The following is a 25,195-nucleotide window of genomic DNA, read 5'->3' on the forward strand; positions in this document are numbered from 1 at the left end:
GGGAGACAACAACAATGAAAAACACCCCGTTCGATCTCACCGGCCAGGTCGCGGTCGTCACCGGTTCGAGCCGCGGCATCGGCCGCTCCTCGGCGGAGCTGCTGGCAAAGCTCGGCGCCAAGGTCGTGATCTCCTCGCGCAAGGCGGATGCCTGCCAGGAAGTCGCCGACGGCATCAAGAAGGCGGGCGGCGATGCGCTCGTCATCCCCTGCAACATCGCGCGCCGCGCGGAGGTCGAAGGATTGATCTCGGGCACGCTGAAGCACTACGGCAAGATCGACATCCTGGTCTGCAACGCCGCGGTGAATCCCTATTACGGTCCGCTGCTCGACATCACCGACGAGGCCTTCGACAAGATCATGGGCTCCAACGTCAAGAGCAATATCTGGCTTTCCGCGCTGGCGATCCCGCAGATGGCCGAGCGCGGCAAGGGCTCGGTCGTGATCATCTCCTCGATCGGCGGCCTGCGCGGCTCGACCGTGATCGGCGCCTACGGCATCTCCAAGGCGGCCGACTTTGCGCTGTGCCGCAGCCTCGCCGGCGAATGGGGCCCGAAAGGCGTGCGCGTCAATTGCGTGGCGCCGGGCCTGGTGAAGACCGATTTCGCCCGCGCGCTGTGGGAGGACCCGGACAATCTGAAGCGCCGCACCGCGTCGACGCCACTCCGCCGTATCGGCGAGCCCGACGAGATCGCCGGCGCAGTGGCCTATCTGGCCTCCGATGCGTCGACCTTCATGACCGGCCAGACCATCGTGGTCGACGGCGGCGTGACGACGGCGGCGACGTAAGGTTCACTTGCTTCGCCTCTCCCGCTTGCGGGGGAGGCCGACACGCGAAGCGTGGCGGGTGGGGGCTCTCTCCGCGATATGATTCGTGGAGAGACCCCCACCCCAACCCTCCCCCGCAAGCGCAGGGGAATCGCATATGGATTTTTCTTGTGTTGAGGCTGAATAGGGATTCTTGAGGGAGGCAGTTTTTCGAAGGAGAAACGGCCATCTGCCTGGAAACCTGTTTTGGATCGGTTCCCGACCCCCGAGCCGGAAACGCGACGCATCGGTTGGGCGACCTGATCGTGATGATGGTCGCCGCGAGCCTGTGCGGGGCCGCGACAGCAACCGAATTTGCGTTGTTCGCGGAGACCCGTAGGGCTGTGCTGTCTCGCCTGATCGATTACGACGTGGCCCCCAGCCACGATACTTTCTCGCGGCTTTTGCGGCTGCTGGATCCGCGGGCGTTCGAGCAGGCTTTTGCGTCGTTTGCCGCGGGTTTTGCCCGGGCGCTCGGCGAATCCAGCGGCACGACTGTGGCCACGCCAGACGAGGTGGTCGCGCTCGACGGCAAGGCCTTGCGGCGCGCCTATGAACAAGGCCAGCAGGCCTATCCGCCGCTGACGGTCTCGGCCTTCGCCACGCAAACCCGGCTTTGCCTTGCGGCCGCGTCGCCGACGGCGGCCGAGAACGAGATTGAGGCCGCCCTGAAGGTGATCGCGCTGATTGATCTGACTGACAAGATCGTCACGGCCGACGCGCTGCATTGCCATCGCCGGATGGCCGAGGCGGTCGTCGAACAGAATGCGGACTATGTGCTGGCGCTGAAAGGCAACCGTGGTCACTGGCACAAGGAAGCCGAGAGCCTGCTGGCACGAGCGCCCTCGCCACCGGTTGTCGAGCAGACGGAACGCGGTCATGGCCGCGACGAATGGCGGAAAGCTGAGGTGGTGCCGGTCGAGACCGCGCTGATGCCCGGCCATGCCGCCATCATCCGGATCACTTCCCGGCGTGATCGGTCCGAGCCGCTGACGCGCTTGTTCATGACCTCGCGCGTGTTCTCGCCGCAGCAGGCCCTCGACATCACGCGAGCCCATTGGCAGGTCGAGAACGGCCTGCACTGGATGCTTGATGTTCATCTCGCCGAGGATATGAACCGAGCTCGCAAGGACCACGCACCTGCCAACATCGCCATCCTCAAGCGAATCGCAAAAAATATCCTGCAGATGACCGACCCGCCGAAGGTCCCTATCAGCCACCGCATCAAAAAATGCGCATGGAACGACGACTACCTCCTCAAAGCCCTGGCCCATATGCGATAGCCCTGCCCGCAAGCGGGAGAGGGGGCGCAGTCTCGTTGGGGCTTCTATCCCGGCCTCAGACCTGCTCCAGCGCCCGCACAAAATCCTCGATCAAATCGTCGGGATGCTCCAGCCCGGCCGAGAAGCGAATAAAACCTTCGCTGATGCCGAGCTCGGCGCGGGCCTCCGGCGCCAGGCGCTGATGCGTCGTGGTCGCGGGATGCGTCACCAGGCTCTTGGCGTCGCCGAGATTGTTGGAGATGCGCGAGATCGTCAGCGCGTTGAGGCAGCGGAAGGCGCCGGCCTTGCCGTCCTTCACCTCGAAGCCGACCAGCGTCGAGCCGGCGCCCATCTGCTTCTTCACCGTCTCGGCCTGCGGATGATCGGCGCGGCCGGGATAGACCAGCCGGGTGATCTTCGGATGCTGCGCCAGCGCTTCGGCGATCTTCGCCGCGTTTTCGGTCTGGGCGCGGACCCGGACGGCGAGCGTCTCGAGACCCTTCAGCAGCACCCAGGCGTTGAACGGCGACAGCGACGGACCGGTCTGGCGCATGAAATTATGGATGTGCTCGGCGATGAAGGATTCCGACGACAGGATGATGCCGCCGAGGCAGCGGCCCTGACCATCGATATGCTTGGTCGCGGAATAGACCACGACGTCGGCGCCAAGCGACAGCGGGCTCTGCCAGATCGGCGTCGCGAACACATTGTCGACGATCAGCCGCGCGCCGCCGCTATGCGCGATTTTGGCGATCGCCGCGATATCGAGCACGTCGAGCGTCGGATTGGTCGGGCTCTCCAGGAAGAAGGTCTTGGTGTTCGGCCGCAATGCGCGCTGCCACTGGTCGAGATCGAGGCCGTCGACCAGCGTCGTCTCGATGCCGTAGCGCGGCAGCAGGTCCTGCACGACGTAGAGGCAGGAGCCGAACAGCGCCTTCGACGCCACCACATGATCGCCGGCCTTCAGCGGCGCGAGGATCGCGGTGGTCACCGCGGCCATGCCGGTCGCGGTCGAGCGCGCGGCTTCCGCGCCCTCGAGCTCGATCATGCGGCGCTCGAACATCGCAATGGTCGGATTGGAATAGCGCGAATAGATGAACCCGGGGTCCTGGCCCTTGAAACGCGCCTCGCATTGCTCGGCGCTGTCGTAGACGTAGCCCTGGGTGAGAAACAGCCCTTCCGACGTCTCCCCGAATTGCGAGCGCAGCGTGCCGCCATGGACGAGGCGGGTTTCGGGACGGAAGCGGGCGGTAGCGTTGGATTCAGACATGTGACCTCCGAGGTGGCCAATTCAAAGAAAATGGCCACAAAAAAAACCGGCCTGGAGAAACCTCCACAAGCCGGGATCACACTGTCCCCGGCCTGTTTAGCGACTTATTTAACGTGGCTGCAAGCCGGCCGGCTCAAATCACCACGGGATAAGTGCAGCTGATATTCCCTCGCGCCCTTTCCGTCAAGACGGTCATCGGATAACCCGTAAAAGCCCATATATTGGGGCTTGATGGCCGCTCAGAGGTTGATTTTGGGCCATCCCGAGGGACCGTGCCGTGTCGTTCACGCTGGAAGAAGAATCCAACGGAATTCTGCCCGACCGCATGATCGCGGAGATGGCGGAGGCCGGCCTCATTCTGCCCGCCTACGACTTTGTCGAGAGCCAGATCCAGCCGGCGAGCCTCGATCTCCGGCTCGGCGACATCGCCTACCGCGTCCGCGCCAGCTTCCTGCCGGGGCCCGGTGCCACCGTCGCCGAGCGGATCGACCAGCTGAAGCTGCACGAGATCGATCTCTCCGACGGCGCGGTGCTGGAGACCAATTGCGTCTACATCGTCCCGCTGCTGGAGAGCCTGGCGCTGCCGCCGGAGATCGTGGCGGCCGCAAACCCGAAGAGCTCGACTGGACGGCTCGACGTCTTCACCCGCGTGATCGCCGACGGCACCCGCCGCTTCGACATGATCGGTGCCGGCTATCATGGCCCGCTCTATGCCGAGATCAGCCCGAAGACGTTTCCCGTGCTGCTGCGCGAGGGCTCGCGTCTCAGCCAGGTGCGTTTCCGGATCGGCGAGGCGACCCTGACGGCCGACGAACTCGACGCGCTGCACGCCGCTGAACGGCTGGTCGACGCCGACAATGCCGATCTCACCCATGGCGTTGCGCTCTCGGTCGATCTCTCCGGCGCGAGCTCGGGCGGCTTTGTCGGCTATCGCGCCAAGCGCCACACCGGCGTCGTCGATGTCGATCGCCGCGGCGGCTATTCGGTCGACGAGTTCTGGGAGCCGATCAAGGCGCGGTCCGACGGCAGCCTCATCCTCGACCCTGGTGAGTTCTACATCCTGGCTTCGAAAGAGGCCGTGCAGGTGCCGCCGGACTACGCCGCGGAGATGGTGCCGTTCGATCCGCTGGTCGGCGAATTCCGCGTCCACTATGCCGGCTTCTTCGATCCCGGCTTCGGCTATGCCGGTGCCGGCGGCAAGGGCGCGCGCGCCGTGCTGGAAGTGCGCTCGCGCGAGGTGCCGTTCATTCTCGAGCATGGCCAGATCGTCGGCCGTCTCGTCTATGAACGCATGCTCGAGCGTCCCGATGCGCTCTACGGCCAGCGCATCGGCTCGAACTACCAGGCGCAGGGCCTGAAGCTCTCCAAGCATTTTCGCGTGTAGCGGAATTCCTCCGCTGTCATTCCCCGCGAAAGCGGGGAATCCAGTACGCCGCGGCCTTTCGATCGACAACGACCGTCTCTGGAATACTGGATCGCCCGATCGAGTCGGGCGATGACACCGCGCTTAGGTTTGGTTGCGTCGTCATGCTGACGATGACACACTCCACCAAAACAAGAGATCGGGAGTGAACATGAGCGCCGCGACAGATTCAGCGCAGCAAGAAGCGCAGTGGCGGAGATGGCGCAGCGTCGCCGATCTCTATCATGCCTTCTTCACCGGCCTGATCCTCACCGTGGTTACGCGGCGCGACACGGCCGCCGCCGCCGAATTCGTCTTCCGCGTGTTTCGCCGCCAGCAGCAGGAGCGCTTCCTGCCCGGCTTGAAGAAGCTCGGCCTCGATGGTCTGCCGCCTGCGGTCGCGGCCGCGCAATATCACTATCTCTCGAACTGGATCGGCGGCGTGCATGTCGAATACATGTACGAAAGCGATCGCAAGGCCTGGATCCGCTATCCGCCGCCGCGCTGGATCTGGAAGGGCACCGCGATCTGCGGCGTGCCCGGCGAGGTCTCGCGCGCGATGCTGCGCGGCTGGCACGCCAACAATGGTGTCGCGCTCGGCGATCTCCGGCTCGGCTTCGTCTGCACCAAGCAGAGCGTCGACGGCCAGGACGGGCTCGAGGGCTACTATTGCGAATACGATCATCCGCTCGAGCTCGACCAGCGCCTCGTGTTTGCGCGACATCTCGAGGCGCCGTTGTTTGATCCGAAGACCGCGCCGGCGCTGCCGGTCGACAGTTGGCCAAAACCGCGGCTGGAAAAGGCCTACCGCAACTACGCGATGGAATATGTGAAGACGGCCGCGCCGGTCATCGTGCAGGTGTTCGGCCCCGAGGACGCGAGCTATCTGCTGCACCTCACCGGCAAGCTGATTGGCATGCAGTATTATGACGAGGTTGCGCAGGCGCTCGGCGCCACCCGCGGCGGCGCCAGCGAGTTCGTCAGCTTCCTGCGTATTCTGTTCGAGTCGCAGGACGATGTCGCCGAGATCAGCGAGTCCGAGGGCCAGTTCGAGATCCGCCAGCAGGGCTGGAAGCTGATGGCCGACGTGGCCGATGATCACCCGGCCTGCGCCAGCGTCCTGACAGGTCTGTTCGAGGGGCTAGCTGCCGGCTGCGGGCGGCATATTCCGGTGCATCTGAAGCCGAATGGCGCCGCCGGCGCGCCATTGGTCTGGTCGATCGGCTAGCGGCAAGGTTCGCCTGCAATCGCGCAGGCCCCCCTTGCGTCCCGCGCACGTGGAATCCGCTGTTGCCATGGTAGGGAAACACCATGGCGCGGCTCCCCAGATCGCGCGCGGGAGTGGAAATGTCCGATCTCGGCCTCGCCGAAATACCTGTCGACGAACAAGAGCGGCCGCTGCCGCCGCCGGTGACGAGACCGGCGCGCAACGCGCTGCTCGATGGGCCGATCCTGAAGACGTTGCTGTGGCTCGCCTGGCCGAACGTGATCGCGCTTTCCGCCGGCACCTGCGTCGTGATCGCGGAAACCTCCTATATCGGCCGGCTCGGCGTCGAGTCGCTTGCGGCGATGGCGCTGCTGTTTCCCTGCGTGATCCTGACCATGACGATGTCCGGCGGCGCGATGGGCGGCGGCGTCGCATCCGCGATCGCACGCGCGCTCGGCGCCGGCGAGATCGAGCGCGCCTCGACGCTGGCCATGCATGCGCTGCTGATCGGCCTGACCTTTGGCCTCACTTTCATGCTTGGCATGCTGATCTTCGGTCCGCGCCTGCTCGAACTGCTCGGCGGCCGCGGCAATGTGCTGGCGCAGGCGATCGCCTATTCGCAGATTTTCTTCGGCGGCGCGATCCTGCCCTGGCTGATGAACACGATGGCCGGCATCCTGCGCGGCACCGGCAACATGAAACTGCCGTCGACCATGATCCTGTCGTCGGCGGTGTGGCAGATCATTCTCGGCGGCACGCTCGGGCTCGGCCTCGGGCCGGTGCCGCAATTCGGCATGCGCGGCGTTGCCGCGGGTTCGCTGATCGCCTATTCGATCAGCATCAGCGTGATGGGCTGGTATCTGTTCTCGGGCCGCGCCCGCGTGAGGCCGAAGCTCAAGGGACTGCGCGTGCAATGGGCGATGTTCATCGACATCCTCAGGGTGGGCGCCGTCTCCTGCTTCTCGCCGCTGCAGTCGGTTCTGACGATCTCGATCTTCACCCACATGCTGGCGCAATTCGGCACCGCGGTGCTCGCCGGCTACGGCATCGGCGCGCGGCTCGAATTCATGCTGACCTCGGTCGCGTTCGCGGTCGGTATCGCCTCGGTGCCGATGATCGGCATGGCCGTGGGCGCCGAGCGCGTCGCGCGCGCGCGGCGCATCGCCTGGACCGCGGGCACGCTGTCGTTCCTGTCGGTCGGCGCGGTCGGCAGCTTCATCGCCGTCTTCCCCGATCTCTGGGTCAATCTCTTCACCAGCGATCCGCATGTGCGGGCGACCAGCCACCAATATCTCTCCACCGCCGCGCCGATGTACGCCTTCATCGGCCTCGCGATGTCGATGTATTTCTCCTCGCAGGGTGCCGCGAAGGTGCTCGGTCCGGTGCTGGCGCAGACGGCGCGGCTGATCTTCATCGGCACTGGCGGCTGGTGGCTGTCGACGCATGAGGCGAGTGCGCAAAACTTCTTCGCACTCGCCGCCGCCTCGATGGGCGTGCTCGGCGTGCTCTCCTGCCTCAGCGTGATCCTGACGCGCTGGGGCAAGTCAGCGCCGGTCGTCGAGGCGCAGCCGGCGCTGTCGTAAGCGCTCTGCTCCATTGTCTCCGACTCTCACACCGTCATCCTGAGGAGCGGCCTTTTGGCCGCGTCTCGAAGGATGCACGGCCCCGATGTCTCAACATGCCCGTGGACAAAGCCGGGCCGTCGACCCTTCGAGACGGCCGCTTTGCGGCCTCCTCAGGGTGACGGTGATAAAGCTTTCCGGCCGCCAGCCCCGCTACGCTGCGCTCTTCGCCGATCGCGCCAGCGCCGCCTGCATTGCCGCAGCACCGAGGTCCATCTGCGCGTCCATGTAGGGCGCGACCTCGTGCGGCAGCACGTCCGCAATCCACACCATGCGGCAGCGCCCGTCGCCTTCGGCAAACACCTGCGCCGAGGCGGAGTGCTGCTTCAGCCGTTCGCTCGTGATCGCATAGACCAGCCGTTGCCGCTTGTCGTCGCAATCGACCAGCGTCTCGCGGGCCACGGTGCCGTTGGCGAAGGTGACGGTGCGGACGTCGCCGTCGAGTTGCGTGTCGGTCACGAACCCCGGCACCAGCCGCGTATGCAGCGCGCCGAAATCGCGCAGCGCGTCCCAGACATGATCTGCCGGTGCGTCGATCGGGATGTCCTTGTAGATGGAAGCCATGGCAGTTGAGTCCTTTCGCAAATCAGGATGACGATGAAGGCTTACGTGGACACCGCTTCGACATTGTTGCCGTCGGGGTCGAGCAGGAATGCCGCGTAATAGGTCGGGCTGTAGTCCTTGCGATGGCCGGCCGCGCCGCTGTCCTTGCCGCCGACCTTCAGGCCTTCGGTGTGGAATTTCCTGATCGCGTCATGGCTCGGCGCACGGAACGCGATGTGTGCGCCGCCTTGCGCCTTGCGCCTTGCCCTTGTGCAGATGCAGCCAGAGCGCGGGCTCGCCCTTGGGGCCAAAGCCCGCGCCGCTGTCGTCGCGCGAGCAGAGCACGAAGCCGAGCGGTGCCAGCACTGCGGTGTAGAAGCGCACGCTGGCGTCGAGGTCGGCGACGCGCAATCCGATATGGTCGTACATGATAGAGTCTCCAGTCGTTGGGCGCGTCATGAGACGCGCGGACCGGATGAACCCTAGCTATTGCAGTGCAAGGCGTTCTTGGAAAATCTTGCGGTCGCCGCGGGAGGCCTGGCGGAACTTCAGCGGCGAGGCACCGGCAGCGCGGTGGAAGCTGCGCACGAAATTGGATAGATCGCCAAAGCCGACATCATAGGCGATGTCGGTGATCGGGCTGTCGTCGTCCGCCAGCCGTCGCGCCGCATGGCGCAGCCGCGAGCGCACCAGATATTGATGCGGGGTGACGCCGAGCACGGCGGAAAACAGCCGCAGGAAATGGAACGTGCTGAGCCCGGCCTGCTCGGCGGCATCGTCGAGATCGATCTGATGGTGCGAATTGGCGTCGATCCATAGCGCGGCCTCGACGGCGCGGCGGCGATCGCGCAAGCCGGCGGTGAGGGGTCTTGCCTTGCGGTCGGAGACCAGCTCGACAAGCCGGCTGGCGAGGAGGTGACCGATCTCGTCGAGACCGACGTCGCTTTTGCCACCTGCCGCCGTCCGGGCGAGCTCTCCAATCACCATCAATTCGGGCAGCGGCGGCACCGAGCCGACCTGCCAGACCGCCGCGCGGTCGCCGATCGTCTCGACCAGTTCCGGGTCCAGGAAGAACGACAGGCATTCATCGCCGACCACATGATCGTGCGTGCAGGTGTATTCGTCACCGGGATGGCCGACCAGGATCGAGCCCGCCACCAGCTCATGGAAGAGGCCGCGGCAATGGCAACCGAAGCTGCCGCTACGCACATAGGACACCGAATGGCAGGCGAACTGCTCGACGAACGGCTTGTCGCCGGGCTCCGCCGTGCAGCGAAACTCGTTCACCGTGATGCGATCGCGCTGCAGCAGCGTGGTCCGGGTCATACCCCAGATTTAGGGTTGCGGCCGGGGCCGTGCAACGGGCAGCAGCACGTCGAACAGGGTCTTGCTGGTGGTCGGCTGGGCGCCTTCGATCGAGAGCAGCCGCCGTCGTCCCGCGCATCTGGAATCTTGACGTTTAGTTAAGCATGTCGCGGCCGGCTCTGTGTGACCCGCCAATTGCCGGTCACCCATCTTAAAGGCTTTGCCCGCTATCTGGTCGCCAGCATGCTGCTCCACGATACGATCGGCGGAACGATGACGAGCACGAGCGCCGAGACCGCGCCCGGCAGCAAAGGCGTGGCCGGGAGAGCGACCGGGCGTTTTCACCCGCTGGTCGCATTGCTGTTGCTGGCGCTGGTTGTGCGCGTTGCGGCCGCCGTCTGGCCCAACGTGATGTATCCCGACGAGATCTTTCAGTATATCGAGCCGGCGTGGCGGATGCTCGGCCATGACGGCATTTTGACGTGGGAATGGCGCGAAGGCATTCGCGGCTGGTTTCTGCCGACATTGCTGGCCGGCCCGGTTGCGCTGGGTGACGCGATTGCGCCTGATGGCGCGGGCGCCTTCCTGGTGCCGCGTCTGGTCGCTGCATCTGCGTCGCTGTCGATCGTGGTGAGCGCCTGGTTCTTTGGCGCACGGATCTCGCGAACCCATGCGGTCGTTGCGGGTTTCGCCGCCGCGATCTGGTTTGAGTTGATCCTGCTCGCGCCACACACATTGGGCGAGCCGTTGGCGACGGCGCTGATCGTACCGGCGGCGCTGCTGGTGACCGATCGTCCGTCGCAGCTTCGTCTCGCGATCGGCGGCGCGTTGCTTGCCTTCGCCTTTGCCTGCCGCTTCCAGTATGCGCCGGCCATCGCCGTGCTTGCGCTCGGCGCCTGCTGGACACACTGGCGCAACCTGATTCCGCTGGTCGCCGGCGGGCTTGCCGCGCTGTTGCTTGCCGGCGCGATCGACCTTGCGCATGGTGCCGTGCCGTTCGCCTGGCTGATCGGCAATATCAAGGAAAACCTGCTGCACGATCGCGCGACCGAATTCGGCGTGACGCCGCCCTCGGCCTATCTCATCAACTTCCTGATCGTGTGGTCGGTGGCGATCGTGTTGCCGCTCGCCGCAATCTGGCGCGGCGCGCGGCATGCGCCGTTGCTGCTGGCCGTCGCGGTCGCAAACCTCGTCTTCCACAGCCTGATCGCACACAAGGAATACCGCTTCGTGTTCCTGTCGGTGGTGCTGTTCATCATCGTCGCGGCGCTCGGATCGGCCGATTGGGTGCAATGGCTGCGCAAAAAAGGCGGATGGCGCCGCGGGGCATTGCCGATCGTCATGGGCGGTTGGGCGTTGCTCTCGGTGGCGCTCGCCGGCGCCAGCGAAGGAATGCGCGACTATTGGACGCGCGGCGTCGGCGCAGCGCAGCTCGCCGCCGAACTGCGCAGCGATCCGCAGATGTGCGGGCTCGCGCTTTACAACGTTCGTTTCCAGCTGTTGCCGGGGCGGGAACGATTGGTCGGCCCGGTGCCGCTCTATGCGCTTGCGCCCGCCGATCCGCTCGCCGAACTGATCCTGCCGCCGCTGTTGCAGGCGACCAAGCCGGCCTTCAACCGCATCCTTGCGCGGCCCGAGGCCGCCGGCGATCTGCCGGCGGACTTTTCACGACGGAGCTGTGCCCAAGTCGGCATTGCCGATGCCTGCATCTACGCGCGCAGCGGCACCTGCGACGCATCCGCCGCCGCGCCCTTTGTCATCGATGACGTGCTCGTGAGGATGGGCCACTAGCGGCGGCGGGTCTGAATGCACGCTTGATCCTCCGCCTCCGCCCGGGCTATGGTCCGACTGGTCGCGCTCGACAGGGGCGACCTCAAGCAATTGAGATCGCGGGCGTAGTTCAATGGTAGAACGGCAGCTTCCCAAGCTGCATACGAGGGTTCGATTCCCTTCGCCCGCTCCAATCTATTTCGCCGTGATAGCAGGAGACCTGATGTGAAGTTGCTTGGAGCGCTGCTGCTTGCGCTAGGCGCGCTTTGCACGACAAGGCCGGCATCTGCACAAATGTATGATCCACGCTACCCCGTCTGCATGCATGTTTACGGTGCGTTGATTGGCGACCGAATGGACTGCATCTTCGCGTCGCTGGATCAGTGCCAGGCGGCCGCCATGGGGCTTCCGGCGACCTGTCTGATCAACCCTTATTACGCGCCAAGTTTCGCGCCAAGATCGGTGCGCCCTTACAGGTGAACGGTAACTTTTTCGCGCGTATGCGCGAGCGTCCATTTGAGATCAATGCATGGAATGGTGGCACTACGCGCTCTTTGCGGTCGTTCTGATCGGATGCGCATTTGTGGTTCGCGGCCGCCGCGGCAAGACTTCGAAAGAGGACGAGGAACTGAACCGGCGGATTGACGAGCGCGTCGAGCGTCTCGATCTCACTCGCCGCGATCGCGACAGGGATTCCTGACCGAAATTCGTAGAGTAAATCCGCGGACGGACTTCCCGCGATTCTCCCGGGATAATACGGCGATCTGTTCACGCAACGTGCGCGTCTAACGCACTGTACTCGACCTGTTCTTCTCACAAGGCGCAGTTATGTTTCCGTAGTTCTCCGCGTTTGAGAACGAAGTTCCGCCGGAACGATCTCGCCGGTTCCCGCATTGGCCATATAGAACCGACCATCCTCCGGCGAGAACGGTCGGTTCAAGCCCGCGGCGGATCGTCCCTTCTCAACCAACCCCCTGGAAGACGGCCGCCGCGGGTCCTGATCCCGCCAAGCTCAGCGCCAACCCAAGGCGGGCGCGATCTGAGTCAAGATCGTCCCGATCACATGCGCGTTGTAGGCGACGCCGAGTTGATTGGGCACGGTCAGGAGCAGGGTATCGGCCTCGGCGATCGCCTCATCCGTCTTGAGCTGCTCGATCAGTCTGTCCGGCTCGGCGGCATAGCCGCGGCCGAAGATCGCGCGCGTCCGCTCGTCGATGAAGCCGATCTGGTCTTCCTCCTGCCCATTGCCGAAATAGGCGCGATCGCGATCGTCGACCAGCGCGAAGATGCTGCGGCTCACCGAGACCCGCGGCTCCCGGGTGTGGCCAGCCTCCTTCCAGGCAGCGCGGTAGCCCCGGATCTGGGCGGCCTGCTGGATGTGGAAGGCTTCGCCGGTCTCGTCGCTCTTCAGCGTCGAGCTCTGCAGGTTCATTCCGAGTTTCGCGGCCCAGACCGCGGTGGCGTTCGAGCCGGCGCCCCACCAGATGCGTTCGCGCAGGCCCTCCGAGAGCGGTTCGAGCCGCAGCAGGCCGGGAGGATTGGGAAACATCGGCCGTGGATTCGGCTGCGCAAAGCCCTGTCCGCGCAGCATGTCGAGGAAGATCTCGGCGTGACGCCGGCCCATGTCGGCGTCGGTCTGGCCTTCGCCCGGCTGATATCCGAAATAGCGCCAGCCATCGATCACCTGCTCGGGCGAGCCGCGGCTGATGCCGAGTTGCAGGCGTCCCCTCGCGATCAGATCGGCCGCGCCGGCGTCCTCGATCATGTACATCGGATTTTCGTAGCGCATGTCGATCACGGCGGTCCCGATTTCGATCCGGCTGGTTTTTGCGCCGACCGCCGCCAGCAGCGGGAAGGGCGAGGCCAGCTGGCGGGCGAAGTGATGGACGCGAAAATACGCACCGTCCGCGCCCAGCTCTTCGGCGGCGACCGCGAGGTCGATCGATTGCAGCAGCACATCGGCGGCCGAGCGGGCCTGCGATTGCGGCGAGGGCGTCCAGTGCCCGAACGAGAGGAATCCGATTTTTTTCATATCGGCAATGTAGGCATGCCCAGCACAAATTGCGATCGGTGGCGTGATACGGCGGTGACACGAAAGTGTTTACCAACCGGGAAAAATTTCTGCACCCGGGGCTTCGGGTTCGGATGATTGCCCATCGCGTGCACGGCGCATGCATCCAGGTCCTGCCGCCTGCGCCGTTGTGCAGCTTGCGATGATGCGGCGCGCCGCCTAGCTTTCGGCGGCCGTTTTCCCGCCACCACGTTCCCGCAGGTCCCGATGTCGCAGCCCGTTCTGTTACAGCCGATCACGCTTCGCGGCGTGACCTCTCGAAACCGCATCCTGATTTCGCCGATGTGCCAGTATTCGGCGACCGACGGTATCGCCAATGACTGGCACCTTGTGCATCTCGGCAAATTCGCCCAGGGCGGCGCCGGGCTCGTGATGGTCGAGGCCGCGGCGGTGACGGCCGAGGGCCGCATCACTCATGGCGATGTCGGTATCTGGAACGACGAGCAGATCGCGCCGCTGGAGCGCATCGCGGCCTTCCTGAAGGACAACGGCGCCGTGCCGTCGATCCAGCTTGCGCATGCCGGCCGCAAGGCCAGCATGCAGCGACCGTGGTACGGCAATGCCGCACTCGATGAGGCCGACCGCGCCCGTGGCGACCTGCCGTGGCGGACGGTGGCGCCCAGCGCGATCCCGATGGAAGAGGGCTGGCTGATGCCGCACGCGCTTGACGTGGCGGAGCTCGCCGCGCTGCGCGAGCAATGGCGGCGCGCCACCTTGCGCGCGGTGGAGGCCGGCTTCGAATTCGTCGAGGTGCATTGCGCGCACGGCTATCTCTTGCACGAATTCCTCTCGCCCTTGTCGAACCGCCGCAGCGATGCCTATGGCGGCGACCGTGCCGGCCGGATGCGCTATCCGCTCGAGATCATCGAGACTGTGCGCGCGGCCTGGCCCGCGGAGCGGCCGCTGTCGGTACGGATCTCCTCGGTTGACGGCATCGATGGCGGCCTCGCGCTCGAGGACCAGATCGCATTCGCCCGGGAAGCCAGGGCGCGCGGCGCCGATCTGATCGATTGTTCGTCGGGCGGCCTGCTCGGCTCGGCGACGGCGGCGCGGATCCCGCGCGGCTACGGCTTTCAGGTGCCCTATGCCGCCGAAATCCGCCGCGCCGCCGATGTTGCCACCATCGCAGTCGGCCTGATCCTGCATCCGCAGCAGGCCGAGGATGTTCTGGCGGACGGCCATGCCGATCTGGTCGCGATCGGCCGCGAGGCGCTGTTCGATCCGAACTGGCCGCTGCATGCCGAGCTTGCGCTTGGCGGCGGAAGCGGCGAGGTTTTCGCGTCCTGGCCGAAGCAATATGGTTGGTGGCTGGAGCGGCGCGAGCCGGGCCTGCGCAGGCTCGAAGGCCCGCCGCTGCCGTTCCGCAAGATCTGACATGAAGCCCTGAGAGGTCGTCATCATGACATCAATCGCAAAGCGTCCCTATCGTGGCGTCTTCCCGGTGGCGCCGACCATCTTTGATGCCAACGGCAATCTCGACCTCGACGGCCAGCGGCGCTGCGTCGACTTCATGATCGACGCCGGCTCCCACGGCATCTGCATCCTCGCCAATTTCTCCGAGCAGTTCGTGCTGACCGATGCCGAGCGCGAAACCGTGATGCATGCGGTGCTCAAGCATGTTGCGGGGCGGATTCCCGTCATCGTCACGACGACGCATTTCTCCTCGGCGGTGTGCGCGGCGCGCAGCCGCGAGGCGGAAGCCGCCGGTGCCGCCATGGTCATGGTGATGCCGCCCTATCACGGCGCGACCTTCCGCGTGCCGGAGCCGGGCATCTATGAGTTCTATCGGGTGCTATCGGATGCCATCAACATCCCGATCATGATCCAGGACGCGCCGGTTGCGGGCACGCCGCTCTCGGTGGATTTTCTGGCACGGATGGCGAAGGAGCTTGCCAATATCAGGTACTTCAAGATCGAGGTGCCGATGGCGGCGAACAAGCTGCGCGGCCTGATCGAGAAGGGCGGCGCCGAGATCGAGGGCCCGTGGGACGGCGAAGAGGCGATCACGCTGATGGCCGATCTCGACGCCGGCGCCACCGGCGCCATGACCGGCGGCGGCTATCCCGACGGCATCCGCCAGATCATGGATCCGTTCTTTGCAGGCCGGCGCGACGAAGCGGTGCGGGCCTATGCGCGCTGGTTGCCGCTGATCAACTACGAGAACCGCCAATGCGGGCTGCAGGCCTGCAAGGTCCTGATGCGCGAAGGCGGCGTCATCAAGTCCGACACGGTGCGCCACCCGTTGCAGCCGCTGCACCCGGCGACCCGCGCCGGGTTGATCGAGATCGCACGGACACTCGATCCGGTCGTGCTGCGCTGGGGACGGTGAGCGCGCCTAGAGCGTTTTCGAGCGAAGTGGACACCGGTTCGCGTGAAGAAAACGCGTCAAAAAAGAGCTAGAGCTTCGGTTCTGATTCTATCAGAACCGAAGCTTTAGACGTCCCACGTCACCGGCAGATCCAGCAGGCCGCGGAACGCCCAGCCGCCGATCCGCGGCGGCTTATCCTCGATCAGGCGCAGTTTTTTCAGCCGGTTGAAGATCGCGGGCAGCGCGACATCGGCGACCATGGCGCGGGAGGCCCAGGCGCCGGCGCAGAAATGCGGGCCGGCGCCGAACGCGATGCTCTTGCTGGCGTCGCGGCGCACGTCGAACGCGTCGGACCTGTCAAAGTGCTTCTCGTCGCGGTTGGCCGAGCCGAACATCAGGAACACGCGCTCATTGGTCTCGAACGCGACGTCCCGGATCGTCCAGGGCTTTGCGATCCGCCGCGGCGACATGCCGATCGGCGAGATCCAGCGCGCATATTCCTCGAACACCTGCAGCCACGGGACCGCGCCGCTCGTCGCCAGCGTAAGCTGATCCCGATGGGTCAGCAGCGCCCACACCGTGCCGGCGATCGCGTCGCGCGGCTCGTTCTGGCCGCCCGAGATCGCGAGCTTGATGTTGGCGCGCACGCTTTCCATCGGCATGTCGGTTTGCAGCATCACGCCGAGCAGGCTGAGATCGGGCGTCTTGCGCAGCCTAGGGACCATGTCGTCGATTGCGGCATCGATGCCCGAGGTCGCCGCATGGCAGCGCGCCTCGATCGCGGGGTCGCCGACATAATTGGCGATCCCGTCGATCATGCCCTGCGACCAGGCGTTCATGTCCTGGAAGCGCATGTTGGTGAGGCCGGTGATCGACTTCAGGCATTGGGCCGAGAACGGCAGCGCGAAGGCCTGCACGAAATCGACCACGCCGTCCGGCTTCAATTCGTCGAGGATGCGCGCGGCATGCTGCTCGAACTGCGCGGTCCAGTGCGATCTGACGGTCTTCGGCGAGACGGCCGGGAAGATCGCCTTGCGCTCGTTCATGTGCGCATCGCCGTCCTTGCGCATCATGTTGTGGCCCATCAGCCTGTTCATCAATCCTTCGGGCTGATGCGACGAGAACACGTCGATCTGCTTCTCGGAGACGAAGATGTCGTCGCGGTTGCACAGCAGCGTGCTGCCGAGCTGCGGCACGAAGGCGATCGGCGCCTGCTTGCGCATCCGCGCGAGCGTCGGATAGGGGTCCTGCCAGAAGGCTGGCACATCGATGTCGAAATGGGGAGCGGTGCTCACGACGTGTATCTCAGGTTGGCCTCAGGTTTCGGACCGAGCATAGGCCGGAATGCATCACCGGTCTGTCCCCACCGTTGGGGACAGACGGAAGCCGCCGCTCAAGGCCCCCTCAGTTCAGCTGGCGTGCGGACGCCATCAGGCGCAGCGCGATCGCGAACAGCTCGTTCTGCGAGGAGATGCCGAGCTTGTCGTAAGCGCGTTTGCGGTAGGTGAGGGCGGAATGCAGCCCGATGCCGAGTTCGGCGGCGATCGCTTCCGAGCTGAGGCCCGACAGGATGCGCAGGCAAACCTCCTTCTCGCGCCCGGTCAGCCTGGCGAGCGGTTCGGCGGTCGCAAACAGGGTCTTCAGCCGTTTGATCGGATCGGCATCCGGCGCCATGTCGGGCTGGAAGTGCCGCGCCACCGCTGCCGTCAACGCGGGCGCGACCGCGGCGAGCCGCGCGATCTGCTCGCGGCTGAAACGGCCTTGCGCTGTGATCTGGTAGAAGTTGACATAGAAGCAGGTGTCGCCGGTCCAGATCGCCGAGGCGAACTTGTCGACGATGTCGGAATCGTCGAAGAAGATCTTGCGGTAGCCGTCGCTGTACATCCGGCGGGCAAAGTTCGGCAGCACGATCGGCGTGGCCCGCGCCTGTCCCTCGAACACGGCATCGCGGTTCGGGTCGGCCTGATGGAAATGTTCGGAATAGGCGATCCCGAGCTCGCGCCCGGTCGGGATGTTGCCGACGTCGAGCAGGCACGCGGCGGACCGCGGGCCTGTGAACGAGAACACCATGCAGTGGCCGACACCGGCGACGCGGCGCAGCGAACCGATCAGGGCGTGCGGAAAGCCGTCGCGGCCGATCGCCAGCAGCGCCGGCGTGATGTCGCTGATGACAGAAGTCTTGAAGGCGAAATCTGCCTTCATGGCGTCCTCCCTGTGTTTCGGGAAGATTAGCAGCGACATCACCGGCGTGGAAGCGGACCATAGCGTTTTCGAGCGAAGTGGGGCACGGTTCGCGTGAAGAAAACGCGTCAAGCAAGTATGTCGCGTCAGGCGCCCGGCACCTGGTCGAGGAAGCCCGTGATGCTCCTGATCCGGCCGTCCTTCAGCATGGCGAAGTCGGTGCCCTTGATCGGGCTGTCGACGCCGTCGGGACCGAGGCCCCAGGAGAAGCGGACATGGTCGCCGAAGCCGTTCGGCTCGCCGATCAGCTTGAAGGTGAAGTCCGGAAACTTCTGCTGCACGCCTGCGATCAGCGCGTCGACGCCCTCATGGCCGTCACCGCTCATCAGCGGATCGACATAGCGCGCATCGGCGGTCCAGTTCTGGCTCAGCATCTCGCGACGCCGGCTCGGCGTCCGCTCGTTCCAGAGCTCGATGTAATTGCGGGCGATGGTGGCGTGGTCGGTCATGGTGCTCTCCTTCGATGGGCCGGACTGTGCGGCTGTCCGGACTATCGAAGGTTCGCAGGCATCGATCGATTACCTTGGAGGTCATCGCGCGAGTTACGGCGCGATTGTCAGCACCGCCTTCATGTTGGGATGGTAGCGGCAGTAATAGTCGACCGTGCCGGCCTTGGTCAGAACCGACCTGACCGTCTTGTTCGGCGCGATCGTCACATCGAAGTCGCCGTTCTTCGCGGTGGCGGTGTGCGCCAAGACGTCCTTGTTGACCCATTCGATGGTGTCGCCGACCTTGGCCGATACCTCGGCCGGCGAGATCACCAAATTCTCCATCACGATCTGGATGGTGGCCGCATGCGCCGGGACAGCCGTCGCGCCGAGCGCGAACAAAGCCAGCGTTGCGAGATAGCGTCCAGGCGACATCACGCGCTCCTTACTTCAGGCTGGCCGCGACATGCTCGGCATGCTGCTGGTGGCCCTGGAATATCTTCAGGCCGGTCTGCAGCAGGCCCTTCAGCTCGGGATTGCTGGCCGAGGGGATCAGCTGCGTCTCCAGCGCCGTGTTGACGGTCTTGTGGTAGGCGACCTCGTTGTCGATATAGGCCTTGTCGTAGGCGGCGCCTGTCAGCTTGCCGAGTTCGGCAAGCTTGTCGGCCGCCTGCTTCGACAGCGCCTTGCTGGTGTCGTTGTCCTCCGGCGTCACCTTCAGCTTCTTGACGAGGTCGAGCGCCTGCTTGTTCACCGCCTCATGGTCGCGCGCCATGTCCTGGGCGAACGCCTTGACCTCCTTGTTGGAAGCCTTCGCCTCCGCCTGCTTGGCGGCATTGATGTCGATCACGCCGGCGGTATAGGCGATGTGCGCGATCTGCGGATCGGTCGGCTTTGCGCCCTGTGCCAGCGCTGCTCCGCTGAGAACGCTGAGCGCGGCGACCGCGATGCTCAATCGAACGAACATGGTTTGATACTCCTGTTGAGCCGGGCGTAGCGCACGGCACGTTTTGCTTGCACAGGAGTTGGATGGCGCGGACGGGCAGGGGTTCCCGAAAATCTATGCGGTGGCGCCGAGCCGTTTCAGGACCGCCTCGGTCAATCGCTCGCAGCGTCTGCCCGCAAAGGGAAAGGCCTCCATTACGACGGGGCCGATCTTCCGCTCGACATTGTCGCGCAGCATGGTCCGGGCACGGTGCAGGCGGGTCTTCACGGTTTCCGGCTTCAGGGCGAGGATTTCAGCGGTTTCCTCGACATTCATGCCCTCGATCACCCGGGTGATGAAGACGAGGCGGAACGCCTCGGGCAGTTCATCGATCGCGCGCTCGACAACATGCTGGATTTCGCGTTGGGCCATGGATTTTTCCGGATCGTCCGCTGACGACAAGGGGAACTGGATGATCTGGGCCTCGAGGGCGCCTCTCGGCAGCTCGGACCATTCCACGCTTGTGTGCCTGCTGCGCAGGCGGCCGAGCGCCTCGTTGATCGCGATCCGCGACAGCCAGGTCGAGAGGCTGGAGTCGCCGCGGAACTGGTCCAGATGGGTGAAGGCGCGCACATAGGCGTCCTGAACCACATCCTCGGCCTCGTTGTCGTTGCGCAGGATGCCGCGCGCCAGCCGGAACAGCCGGCGATTGTTCGCCTGCATGATGGCGCGGACCGCGGCCTCGTCGCGGGCGAGCGCGCGTTGCACCAATTCGGCATCGCCAGAGCTGATCGGCGGGGGTTGCTTTACTGGGTGTTTTACTCGGGCCTGGCGCATGGCTGGATCGCCTTACCGTTCACTGATTATCGACATTAGATGCCGCGGGGCCGGCCAGGTTCCCGAGAAAATCGCGGTGGGCCAAAACAGCCGTCAATCAGCGGTCACGGCCTGATATAGGCCTCCGGATCGCCCCGCGCATGCGCCTCCATCGCATCGAGGAAGCAGCGCACCTTGGCCGGGACAAATTGCCGCGCGGGCAACAGCGCGTGCACGTTCAGCGGCTCGCAGGCGTGGTCGGGCAACAGCCGCCGCAGCTCGCCGCCCGCGACCGCGGCGCGGGTGTAGCTCGCAGTGACCCGCAGCACGCCATGACCGGCGAGCGCCGCCTGCAGGCGGACATGGGCATTCGAGCTGGTGAGGCGCGCGCGGTCGACCGCAAGATGCTCGACCGCACCGCCGGGAGCGGTGATCGCCCATGGCGGATCGCTCGGGCCGGTCAACAGCGGCAGCTTTCTCAGCTCAATCAGCGTGCGCGGCTCGCCGAACTTCTCCAGCAGCGCCGGCGCGGCGAACAGGCCGCGCTCGAGGGTGAAGACGCGGCGGATCACGATGCCGGCCGACGGCAGCGGCGTCTCCAGCATCGCGAACACGATGTCGTAGTTTTCGGCGATCGGGTTGACGATGTCGTGCTCGACATCGATCCGGATTGCGAGCTCCGGATAGCGGCCCATCACCGCGCAGGCGACCGGCCCTGCGTGATGCGCGCCGAATTCGTAGGGCGCTTTGATGCGCAGGGTGCCCGCGACCGCGCTGCTCATCGCCAGCGCCTCGCTGTGGGTGTCGTGCAGCGCGGTGAACAGCGGGCGCACCTTGCGATAGATGGTCTCGCCGGAATCGGTCAGCCGCAGGTGTCGCGTGGTCCGCTCGATCAGCCGCAGCCCGAGATTGGCTTCGAGACGCTGCACCGCAGCACTGAGGCTCGATTTGGGATGTCCGAGCACGCGCGCGGCCGCGGTGAAGCCGCCATGCTCGACAACCTCGCAAAACAGCTCCCAATCGCGCCACTCCATGGCCGATTGTCCATCCAGCGGTACAGTGTGTCCAGCCAAATCGGATTATCCCGGGGATCGCAATCACCTAACCTCGTCGCAACCAAATTTGCATCGGGAGGGCGAGATGGCCGACGACGACGGAATTTTCCTGCGCAATGCCTGGTATGTGGCGGCGCTGAACCACGAGCTGATCGACGGCAAGAAGCTGGCGCGCACCATCCTGGAGCGGCCGATCGTGCTCTACCGCGGCGCCAGCGGAAAGGTGGTCGCGCTCGACGACCGTTGCTGCCATCGCGCCGCGCCGCTCTCGATGGGGCGCGTCGAGGGCGACGACATCAGGTGCATGTATCACGGCATGAAGTTTGCGGCCGACGGCAAATGCATCCAGATCCCCGGCCAGGACGCGATCCCCGCCAAGCTCGGCGTGCGCAGCTATCCCGTGGTCGAGCGCTACAACATGATCTTCATCTGGACCGGCGATCCCGAGAAGGCCGATCCGAAACTGATCCTGGATTATCCGCCGCTCGAAGATCCCAAATGGCGCGGCCTGCCAGGCTACATGCACTACAAGGCCAATTGGCTCCTGATCGTCGATAATCTCAGCGACTTCGCGCATCTCGCCTTCGTCCACACCAACACGCTCGGCGGTTCCGAGGAATACGCCTACAAGACCAAGCCGGTCGCGATCGAGAAGCTGGACGACGGTTTTCGCGTCGAGCGTTGGCACATGGGCGCCGATGCGCCGCCCTACCACAAGAAGGTGATTTCCAACCGGGCCGACAAGGTCGACCGCCGCAATATCGGCCGCATGATCGTTCCGGGCATCTTCACGCTCGACACCACGTTTGCGCCGGCCGGGCAGGGCGTGGAGAAGGGCGCTCAGGTTCCGGGTACGCGCTCATATCGCAACGCGCAATTCATGACGCCGGAGACGCGCTCGTCGACGCACTTCTTCTGGAATTACCTGCACGACTTCGACATCGACAACCCCAACATCGCGCTGTCGCTGCGGCATTCCCTTGAGGAGGCCTTCAATGAGGACAAGGACATCATCGAAGCCCAGCAGAAGGTGTTCGACGTTGATCCGGACTATCAGCTGCTCGCGATCGGCGCCGATGCGCCGCTGACCTATTTCCGCTGGCTGTTCGCGCGCAGGCTCGATGCGGAGAAGGGCGCGGCACGCGCGGCATAGTCGCTGAAGCGACGGCCGTCACAGCCAGACCGCAAGCTGCGCCGGGATCGCGAGATCGTGACGTCCCGGCGTGGCTGCCGCTCCAGCTCGTTTGGCGTAGACTGCTCGACCTGACGTCGGTCCCTGATCAGGGTCAAGGCTTCGACCTGCGTTGGCCAGACTTTCCTGGTGACGATCAATCGGTGAATGAGCTTGCCCGACAAGGCGGATCCATCGGAACGAAGTGCGAGCGCCAGCTGGATGCAGGACGCCTGGCTGTGGCCGTTTGAAGCCACACGATTGGCGCTGGACATCTACTCGCAGTGGTACCCCAATCGCGCGCCGGATCCGGCGGATGCGCCAGGCGACGCGGCGCTGCCCTGGACGACGGCCCACTCGGTCGCGCTTCAACTGCCGTCGATGCGCGTGCTGGACTTTTCAAGCGCGGTCAAAGGCCCGCCGCTGCTGGTTTGCGCGCCCTATGCGCTGCACCGCGCGCAGATCGCGGATATTGCCCCCGGCCACAGCCTGATGGAGGCGTTACAGCAGGCGGGTGTTGCGCGTCTCTATCTCACGGATTGGCGCTCGGCGGCACCTGACATGCGATACTTCTCGATCGACAGCTATCTGTCTGATCTCAACGTGGCCGTCGACACGATCGGGCCGCCGGTCGACCTTGCAGGTCTCTGTCAAGGCGGCTGGCTGTCGTTGCTTTATGCGGCGCGCTTTCCCGGCAAGGTACGGCGGCTCGTGCTTGCAGGCAGCCCGGTCGACGTCTCGGTGCCGTCAGCGCTTTCCAGGATGGTCGCCTCGCTGCCGCAGCAAGGCTTCGAGGCGATGGTGCGTCAGGGAGATGGGATCGTCAGTGGCAAGCACATGCTGCAGCTCTGGAGCATTCCGTTCAGCCTGCCTGACGTGGAAACGGTGCTGCAGCGGCGCCTCGACGGCAAGTCGGAGGATGCACAAGCGTTGCTCGATCGTTTCACGCGCTGGAACAGCGAGACGCTTGATCTGCCGGGCACCTACTACCTGGAAGTGACCGACTGGATCTATCGTCAGAACCGGATTGCGGCCGGTGACTTCGTCGCGCTTGGCTGCAAGATCGATCTTGCCGCGGTGAAGCTGCCTGCCTTCCTGCTCGCCGCGGAGGACGACATCGTTGTTCCGCCCGACCAGGCATTTGCGACAATGCGACTGTTGGGCACGCCGCCCGCGTGGCTGCGAAGGGAGACCGAGCCCTGTGGCCATCTCGGCCTGTTCATGGGCTGCAGGGCTCTGGCCGGTTCATGGCGCCGGATTGCCCGCTGGCTGCAGTCCGATCTTGGTGAGGCCGCGGGCGAGCGATCGCGGATCAGCGCGTGAGGTGCGAAATGAAATGCCCCGAACTGCAATTTGCAATCCGGGGCATCCGATATCCGTCGCGACAATTTGCGTCGCGTTAACCGCAGCGTTTACTTCGCCGCGACGACCATGATCTCGACATTGTACTGCGGCGCCGCGAGCTTGGCCTCGACGGTGGCGCGGGCCGGGGTGTTACCCTCCGAGACCCAGCCATCCCACACCGCGTTCATCTCCGGGAACGTCTTCATGTCGGTAATGTAGATGGTCGCGCTGAGAAGCTTCGACTTGTCGGTGCCGGCCTTGGCGAGGTGGCCGTCGATGATCGACAGGATGTCCTTGGTCTGGTCGGTGACGCTGCCGCCCGCGGCCTTGCCGGCAACGACGCCGGCGAGATAGACGGTGTTGCCGTGCACGACGGCCTGGCTCATGCGCGGGCCGGTTTCGAAACGCTGAATGCTCATTTGGGTCTCCACTTGAATGGCGGGCACTGTCTACCGCGCCGCGGGGCTCACCGCCACTGCGCAATTTGCAGTGCCGCTCACGGAAATCGTGCAAAGAATGCCCAAATCGTGTCGGCGCCGTCGATATCGCCGTTCTGTGGTCCGAGCAGCGCGGCCGCCAGTTTTGTAAAATGCGCATCAGGGAAGTGGCCGGGCATGCGATGACCTCCGCCATTCACCCGATAGAGCACGACGTCACGTCCCTGCGGACAGACCGAGTCGATCCGTGTGACAGTTGACGACCGAACGCCTGCGCGATCTCTGCAATTCAGGCTTCGTCAGGCAGAAGCGCGGCGGCGGCTCCTCGCGCTATTGCCTGACCAAGCGCGGCGAGATGCTGAAGCCGATGCTGCAGGCGCTCTACGATTGGGGCGAGGCCAACGCCGGCACCTTCGGCGTCCGCTTCCTCAGCGCCGAGGCAGACTAGAGCAAGACGAGATTAGGCTGTGGCCGCGAATTAAGGGGCGTTCGTTCTCCCGCCTGCGACGTGGAGCGTCAGTGGCAGTAGTCCGCAAATGCCATATGCGACAGCCTTTGGGCGAGAGACATTTGCGCAATTTCTGAATATTAGAAATAATATCCTTGAGTTGCCCGACGTGTCAAGTTGCTTGGTCGAACGCCGGCCACCGCCGGCTACTTTGCATGGGGTTGTTTTCGATATTTTGGCAGCGCCCCCGGCGACGGTCCCATAACTATACTGCACTAGTCTAGCGAGCGGATTTCCGGCCGGAACCTTAAGCAAGGATAGTCCGTTGTCGCGGGATGTTGGGGGCAATCAACCAAAGGAATGCTCATGCGCATCTCTACGGCATCCGTCATCGTTGCGGCGCTCTCGCTTGGAACACCTGCTTGGGCGCAAGTGCAGGGAACGCAACCAAAGGCGCCGCCGCAGGCTCAGTCTGACGAGTCCACCACCATCCGGAGCATACAGGTCGTGAACATCAAGGACCTCCAGCCCGACGTCCGGTCAAAGATCGAGGCTGTCGTAGCAAAGGCAAGCGAAGACGACCTGCGGAACCTTCGGGGTTCCATCGAGGGGTCCGCGGAAGCAGTATCCGCGCTTAAAGCGAAGGGCCTGAGCTCGTCACAGGTTGTCGCTGTCAATCTCGCCAACGGCGTGCTGACGCTTTTCGCCAAGACAGCCTGAAGAGACGGCCTGAAGAAACCTACAGCCTGAAGAAAATTCGGACT

The 25,195-nt window shown here is 64.7% G+C and carries 26 protein-coding genes, 1 tRNA gene, 2 pseudogenes and 1 riboswitch; of the genes and pseudogenes, 15 read left to right on the top strand and 14 right to left on the bottom strand.

Annotated elements, in window-relative coordinates:
* The first annotated feature begins 14 nt into the window (after positions 1-14).
* Together HAP48_RS19155 and HAP48_RS19160 are read left to right on the top strand one after the other, a co-directional pair.
* Entirely contained in the window at positions 15-788 is a 774-nt protein-coding gene (locus HAP48_RS19155; protein ID WP_166211353.1) for an SDR family NAD(P)-dependent oxidoreductase, read from the top strand.
* Between the two features lie 212 nt (positions 789-1,000).
* Positions 1,001-2,089 carry an ISAs1 family transposase gene (locus HAP48_RS19160; protein WP_210292854.1) on the top strand — a complete coding sequence of 363 codons (1,089 nt, stop codon included), beginning with the start codon at positions 1,001-1,003 and terminating at the stop codon, positions 2,087-2,089.
* Positions 2,090-2,144: 55 nt separating this feature from the next.
* Here HAP48_RS19160 and HAP48_RS19165 read toward each other — a convergent pair whose 3' ends face one another.
* On the bottom strand, positions 2,145-3,338 hold the full coding sequence (locus HAP48_RS19165; RefSeq protein WP_166211350.1) for an O-succinylhomoserine sulfhydrylase: 1,194 nt from the start codon (positions 3,336-3,338) through the stop codon (positions 2,145-2,147).
* Positions 3,339-3,413: 75 nt separating this feature from the next.
* Positions 3,414-3,493: riboswitch (SAM riboswitch) on the bottom strand.
* A gap of 122 nt (positions 3,494-3,615) precedes the next feature.
* On the opposite strand from HAP48_RS19165, the gene HAP48_RS19170 reads away from it, so the two are divergent.
* The 3 genes from HAP48_RS19170 (at position 3,616) to HAP48_RS19180 (ending at position 7,530) form a co-directional block, all read left to right on the top strand.
* Positions 3,616-4,722, top strand: a complete 1,107-nt coding sequence (locus HAP48_RS19170) for a 2'-deoxycytidine 5'-triphosphate deaminase (protein ID WP_166211347.1) — start codon at positions 3,616-3,618, stop codon at positions 4,720-4,722.
* A gap of 190 nt (positions 4,723-4,912) precedes the next feature.
* Positions 4,913-5,968, top strand: coding sequence for a hypothetical protein (locus HAP48_RS19175; RefSeq protein ID WP_166211344.1), 1,056 nt, complete (start codon positions 4,913-4,915; stop codon positions 5,966-5,968).
* A gap of 119 nt (positions 5,969-6,087) precedes the next feature.
* The gene (locus HAP48_RS19180; RefSeq protein WP_166211341.1) at positions 6,088-7,530 is read left to right on the top strand and encodes an MATE family efflux transporter; all 1,443 of its coding nucleotides are present in this window, start codon (positions 6,088-6,090) and stop codon (positions 7,528-7,530) included.
* A gap of 192 nt (positions 7,531-7,722) precedes the next feature.
* On the opposite strand, the gene HAP48_RS19185 is transcribed toward HAP48_RS19180, so the two are convergent.
* The 4 genes and pseudogenes from HAP48_RS19185 to HAP48_RS19200 form a co-directional block, all read right to left on the bottom strand.
* Positions 7,723-8,133 (bottom strand): SRPBCC family protein, encoded by a 411-nt coding sequence (locus HAP48_RS19185; protein ID WP_166211338.1) that lies wholly within the window; start codon positions 8,131-8,133, stop codon positions 7,723-7,725.
* Between the two features lie 41 nt (positions 8,134-8,174).
* A pseudogene (locus HAP48_RS19190) lies at positions 8,175-8,541 on the bottom strand (VOC family protein).
* Between the two features lie 57 nt (positions 8,542-8,598).
* The gene (locus tag HAP48_RS19195) at positions 8,599-9,438 is read right to left on the bottom strand and encodes a helix-turn-helix transcriptional regulator (protein ID WP_166211335.1); all 840 of its coding nucleotides are present in this window, start codon (positions 9,436-9,438) and stop codon (positions 8,599-8,601) included.
* A 9-nt stretch (positions 9,439-9,447) separates the two neighbouring features.
* Positions 9,448-9,546 (bottom strand): annotated as a pseudogene (locus tag HAP48_RS19200) (methylated-DNA--[protein]-cysteine S-methyltransferase); the annotation flags it as partial.
* A gap of 54 nt (positions 9,547-9,600) precedes the next feature.
* Between HAP48_RS19200 and HAP48_RS19205 the strand changes: the two are divergent.
* The 4 genes from HAP48_RS19205 to HAP48_RS19220 all read left to right on the top strand — a co-directional run bounded on the left by HAP48_RS19205 (position 9,601) and on the right by HAP48_RS19220 (position 11,887).
* Positions 9,601-11,208 (top strand): glycosyltransferase family protein, encoded by a 1,608-nt coding sequence (locus HAP48_RS19205; protein WP_224496509.1) that lies wholly within the window; start codon positions 9,601-9,603, stop codon positions 11,206-11,208.
* Positions 11,209-11,306: 98 nt separating this feature from the next.
* Positions 11,307-11,380, top strand: a tRNA-Gly gene (locus HAP48_RS19210).
* 32 nt (positions 11,381-11,412) lie between these two features.
* Complete coding sequence (locus tag HAP48_RS19215) at positions 11,413-11,667, top strand: DUF3551 domain-containing protein (RefSeq protein ID WP_166211332.1); 255 nt, start codon at positions 11,413-11,415, stop codon at positions 11,665-11,667.
* A 49-nt stretch (positions 11,668-11,716) separates the two neighbouring features.
* A complete protein-coding gene (locus tag HAP48_RS19220) occupies positions 11,717-11,887 on the top strand; it encodes a hypothetical protein (protein WP_166211329.1) in 171 nt (56 codons plus the stop codon).
* Between the two features lie 312 nt (positions 11,888-12,199).
* Here HAP48_RS19220 and HAP48_RS19225 read toward each other — a convergent pair whose 3' ends face one another.
* The gene (locus HAP48_RS19225) at positions 12,200-13,219 is read right to left on the bottom strand and encodes an LLM class flavin-dependent oxidoreductase (RefSeq protein ID WP_166211326.1); all 1,020 of its coding nucleotides are present in this window, start codon (positions 13,217-13,219) and stop codon (positions 12,200-12,202) included.
* 246 nt (positions 13,220-13,465) lie between these two features.
* Between HAP48_RS19225 and HAP48_RS19230 the strand changes: the two genes are divergently transcribed.
* Both HAP48_RS19230 and HAP48_RS19235 read left to right on the top strand, forming a co-directional pair.
* Positions 13,466-14,632, top strand: a complete 1,167-nt coding sequence (locus tag HAP48_RS19230) for an NADH:flavin oxidoreductase/NADH oxidase (protein ID WP_166211323.1) — start codon at positions 13,466-13,468, stop codon at positions 14,630-14,632.
* Between the two features lie 25 nt (positions 14,633-14,657).
* Positions 14,658-15,587: a dihydrodipicolinate synthase family protein gene (locus HAP48_RS19235; protein WP_166211320.1), complete on the top strand. Its 930-nt coding sequence runs from the start codon at positions 14,658-14,660 to the stop codon at positions 15,585-15,587.
* Positions 15,588-15,691: 104 nt separating this feature from the next.
* Here the strand turns inward: HAP48_RS19235 and HAP48_RS19240 are convergent, their stop codons facing one another.
* The 7 genes from HAP48_RS19240 to HAP48_RS19270 form a co-directional block, all read right to left on the bottom strand.
* On the bottom strand, positions 15,692-16,861 hold the full coding sequence (locus tag HAP48_RS19240; protein WP_166211317.1) for a cytochrome P450: 1,170 nt from the start codon (positions 16,859-16,861) through the stop codon (positions 15,692-15,694).
* 109 nt (positions 16,862-16,970) lie between these two features.
* Positions 16,971-17,768: a helix-turn-helix transcriptional regulator gene (locus HAP48_RS19245; RefSeq protein WP_166211314.1), complete on the bottom strand. Its 798-nt coding sequence runs from the start codon at positions 17,766-17,768 to the stop codon at positions 16,971-16,973.
* Between the two features lie 125 nt (positions 17,769-17,893).
* Entirely contained in the window at positions 17,894-18,256 is a 363-nt protein-coding gene (locus tag HAP48_RS19250; protein ID WP_029077875.1) for a nuclear transport factor 2 family protein, read from the bottom strand.
* Positions 18,257-18,349: 93 nt separating this feature from the next.
* Positions 18,350-18,670 (bottom strand): cupredoxin domain-containing protein, encoded by a 321-nt coding sequence (locus HAP48_RS19255; RefSeq protein ID WP_166211311.1) that lies wholly within the window; start codon positions 18,668-18,670, stop codon positions 18,350-18,352.
* 10 nt (positions 18,671-18,680) lie between these two features.
* Positions 18,681-19,202 carry a DUF4142 domain-containing protein gene (locus tag HAP48_RS19260; RefSeq protein WP_166211308.1) on the bottom strand — a complete coding sequence of 174 codons (522 nt, stop codon included), beginning with the start codon at positions 19,200-19,202 and terminating at the stop codon, positions 18,681-18,683.
* Between the two features lie 93 nt (positions 19,203-19,295).
* Positions 19,296-19,997, bottom strand: a complete 702-nt coding sequence (locus HAP48_RS19265; RefSeq protein ID WP_166211304.1) for an RNA polymerase sigma factor — start codon at positions 19,995-19,997, stop codon at positions 19,296-19,298.
* 104 nt (positions 19,998-20,101) lie between these two features.
* A complete protein-coding gene (locus HAP48_RS19270) occupies positions 20,102-21,010 on the bottom strand; it encodes a LysR family transcriptional regulator (RefSeq protein WP_166211301.1) in 909 nt (302 codons plus the stop codon).
* Between the two features lie 106 nt (positions 21,011-21,116).
* Between HAP48_RS19270 and HAP48_RS19275 the strand changes: the two genes are divergently transcribed.
* Together HAP48_RS19275 and HAP48_RS19280 are read left to right on the top strand one after the other, a co-directional pair.
* Complete coding sequence (locus HAP48_RS19275; RefSeq protein ID WP_166211297.1) at positions 21,117-22,184, top strand: aromatic ring-hydroxylating dioxygenase subunit alpha; 1,068 nt, start codon at positions 21,117-21,119, stop codon at positions 22,182-22,184.
* A gap of 240 nt (positions 22,185-22,424) precedes the next feature.
* Positions 22,425-23,525: an alpha/beta fold hydrolase gene (locus HAP48_RS19280; protein ID WP_166216241.1), complete on the top strand. Its 1,101-nt coding sequence runs from the start codon at positions 22,425-22,427 to the stop codon at positions 23,523-23,525.
* A gap of 89 nt (positions 23,526-23,614) precedes the next feature.
* Here the strand turns inward: HAP48_RS19280 and HAP48_RS19285 are convergent, their stop codons facing one another.
* The gene (locus HAP48_RS19285; RefSeq protein WP_028339041.1) at positions 23,615-23,965 is read right to left on the bottom strand and encodes a RidA family protein; all 351 of its coding nucleotides are present in this window, start codon (positions 23,963-23,965) and stop codon (positions 23,615-23,617) included.
* Between the two features lie 274 nt (positions 23,966-24,239).
* Between HAP48_RS19285 and HAP48_RS19295 the strand changes: the two genes are divergently transcribed.
* Together HAP48_RS19295 and HAP48_RS19300 are read left to right on the top strand one after the other, a co-directional pair.
* Positions 24,240-24,431, top strand: a complete 192-nt coding sequence (locus tag HAP48_RS19295; protein WP_166211294.1) for a winged helix-turn-helix transcriptional regulator — start codon at positions 24,240-24,242, stop codon at positions 24,429-24,431.
* 366 nt (positions 24,432-24,797) lie between these two features.
* Complete coding sequence (locus tag HAP48_RS19300; protein WP_338028990.1) at positions 24,798-25,151, top strand: hypothetical protein; 354 nt, start codon at positions 24,798-24,800, stop codon at positions 25,149-25,151.
* Positions 25,152-25,195 lie beyond the last annotated feature (44 nt).

Origin of the sequence: Bradyrhizobium septentrionale (genome assembly GCF_011516645.4) — a bacterium.
In the GTDB taxonomy this organism is placed as follows: Bacteria; Pseudomonadota; Alphaproteobacteria; order Rhizobiales; family Xanthobacteraceae; genus Bradyrhizobium; species Bradyrhizobium septentrionale.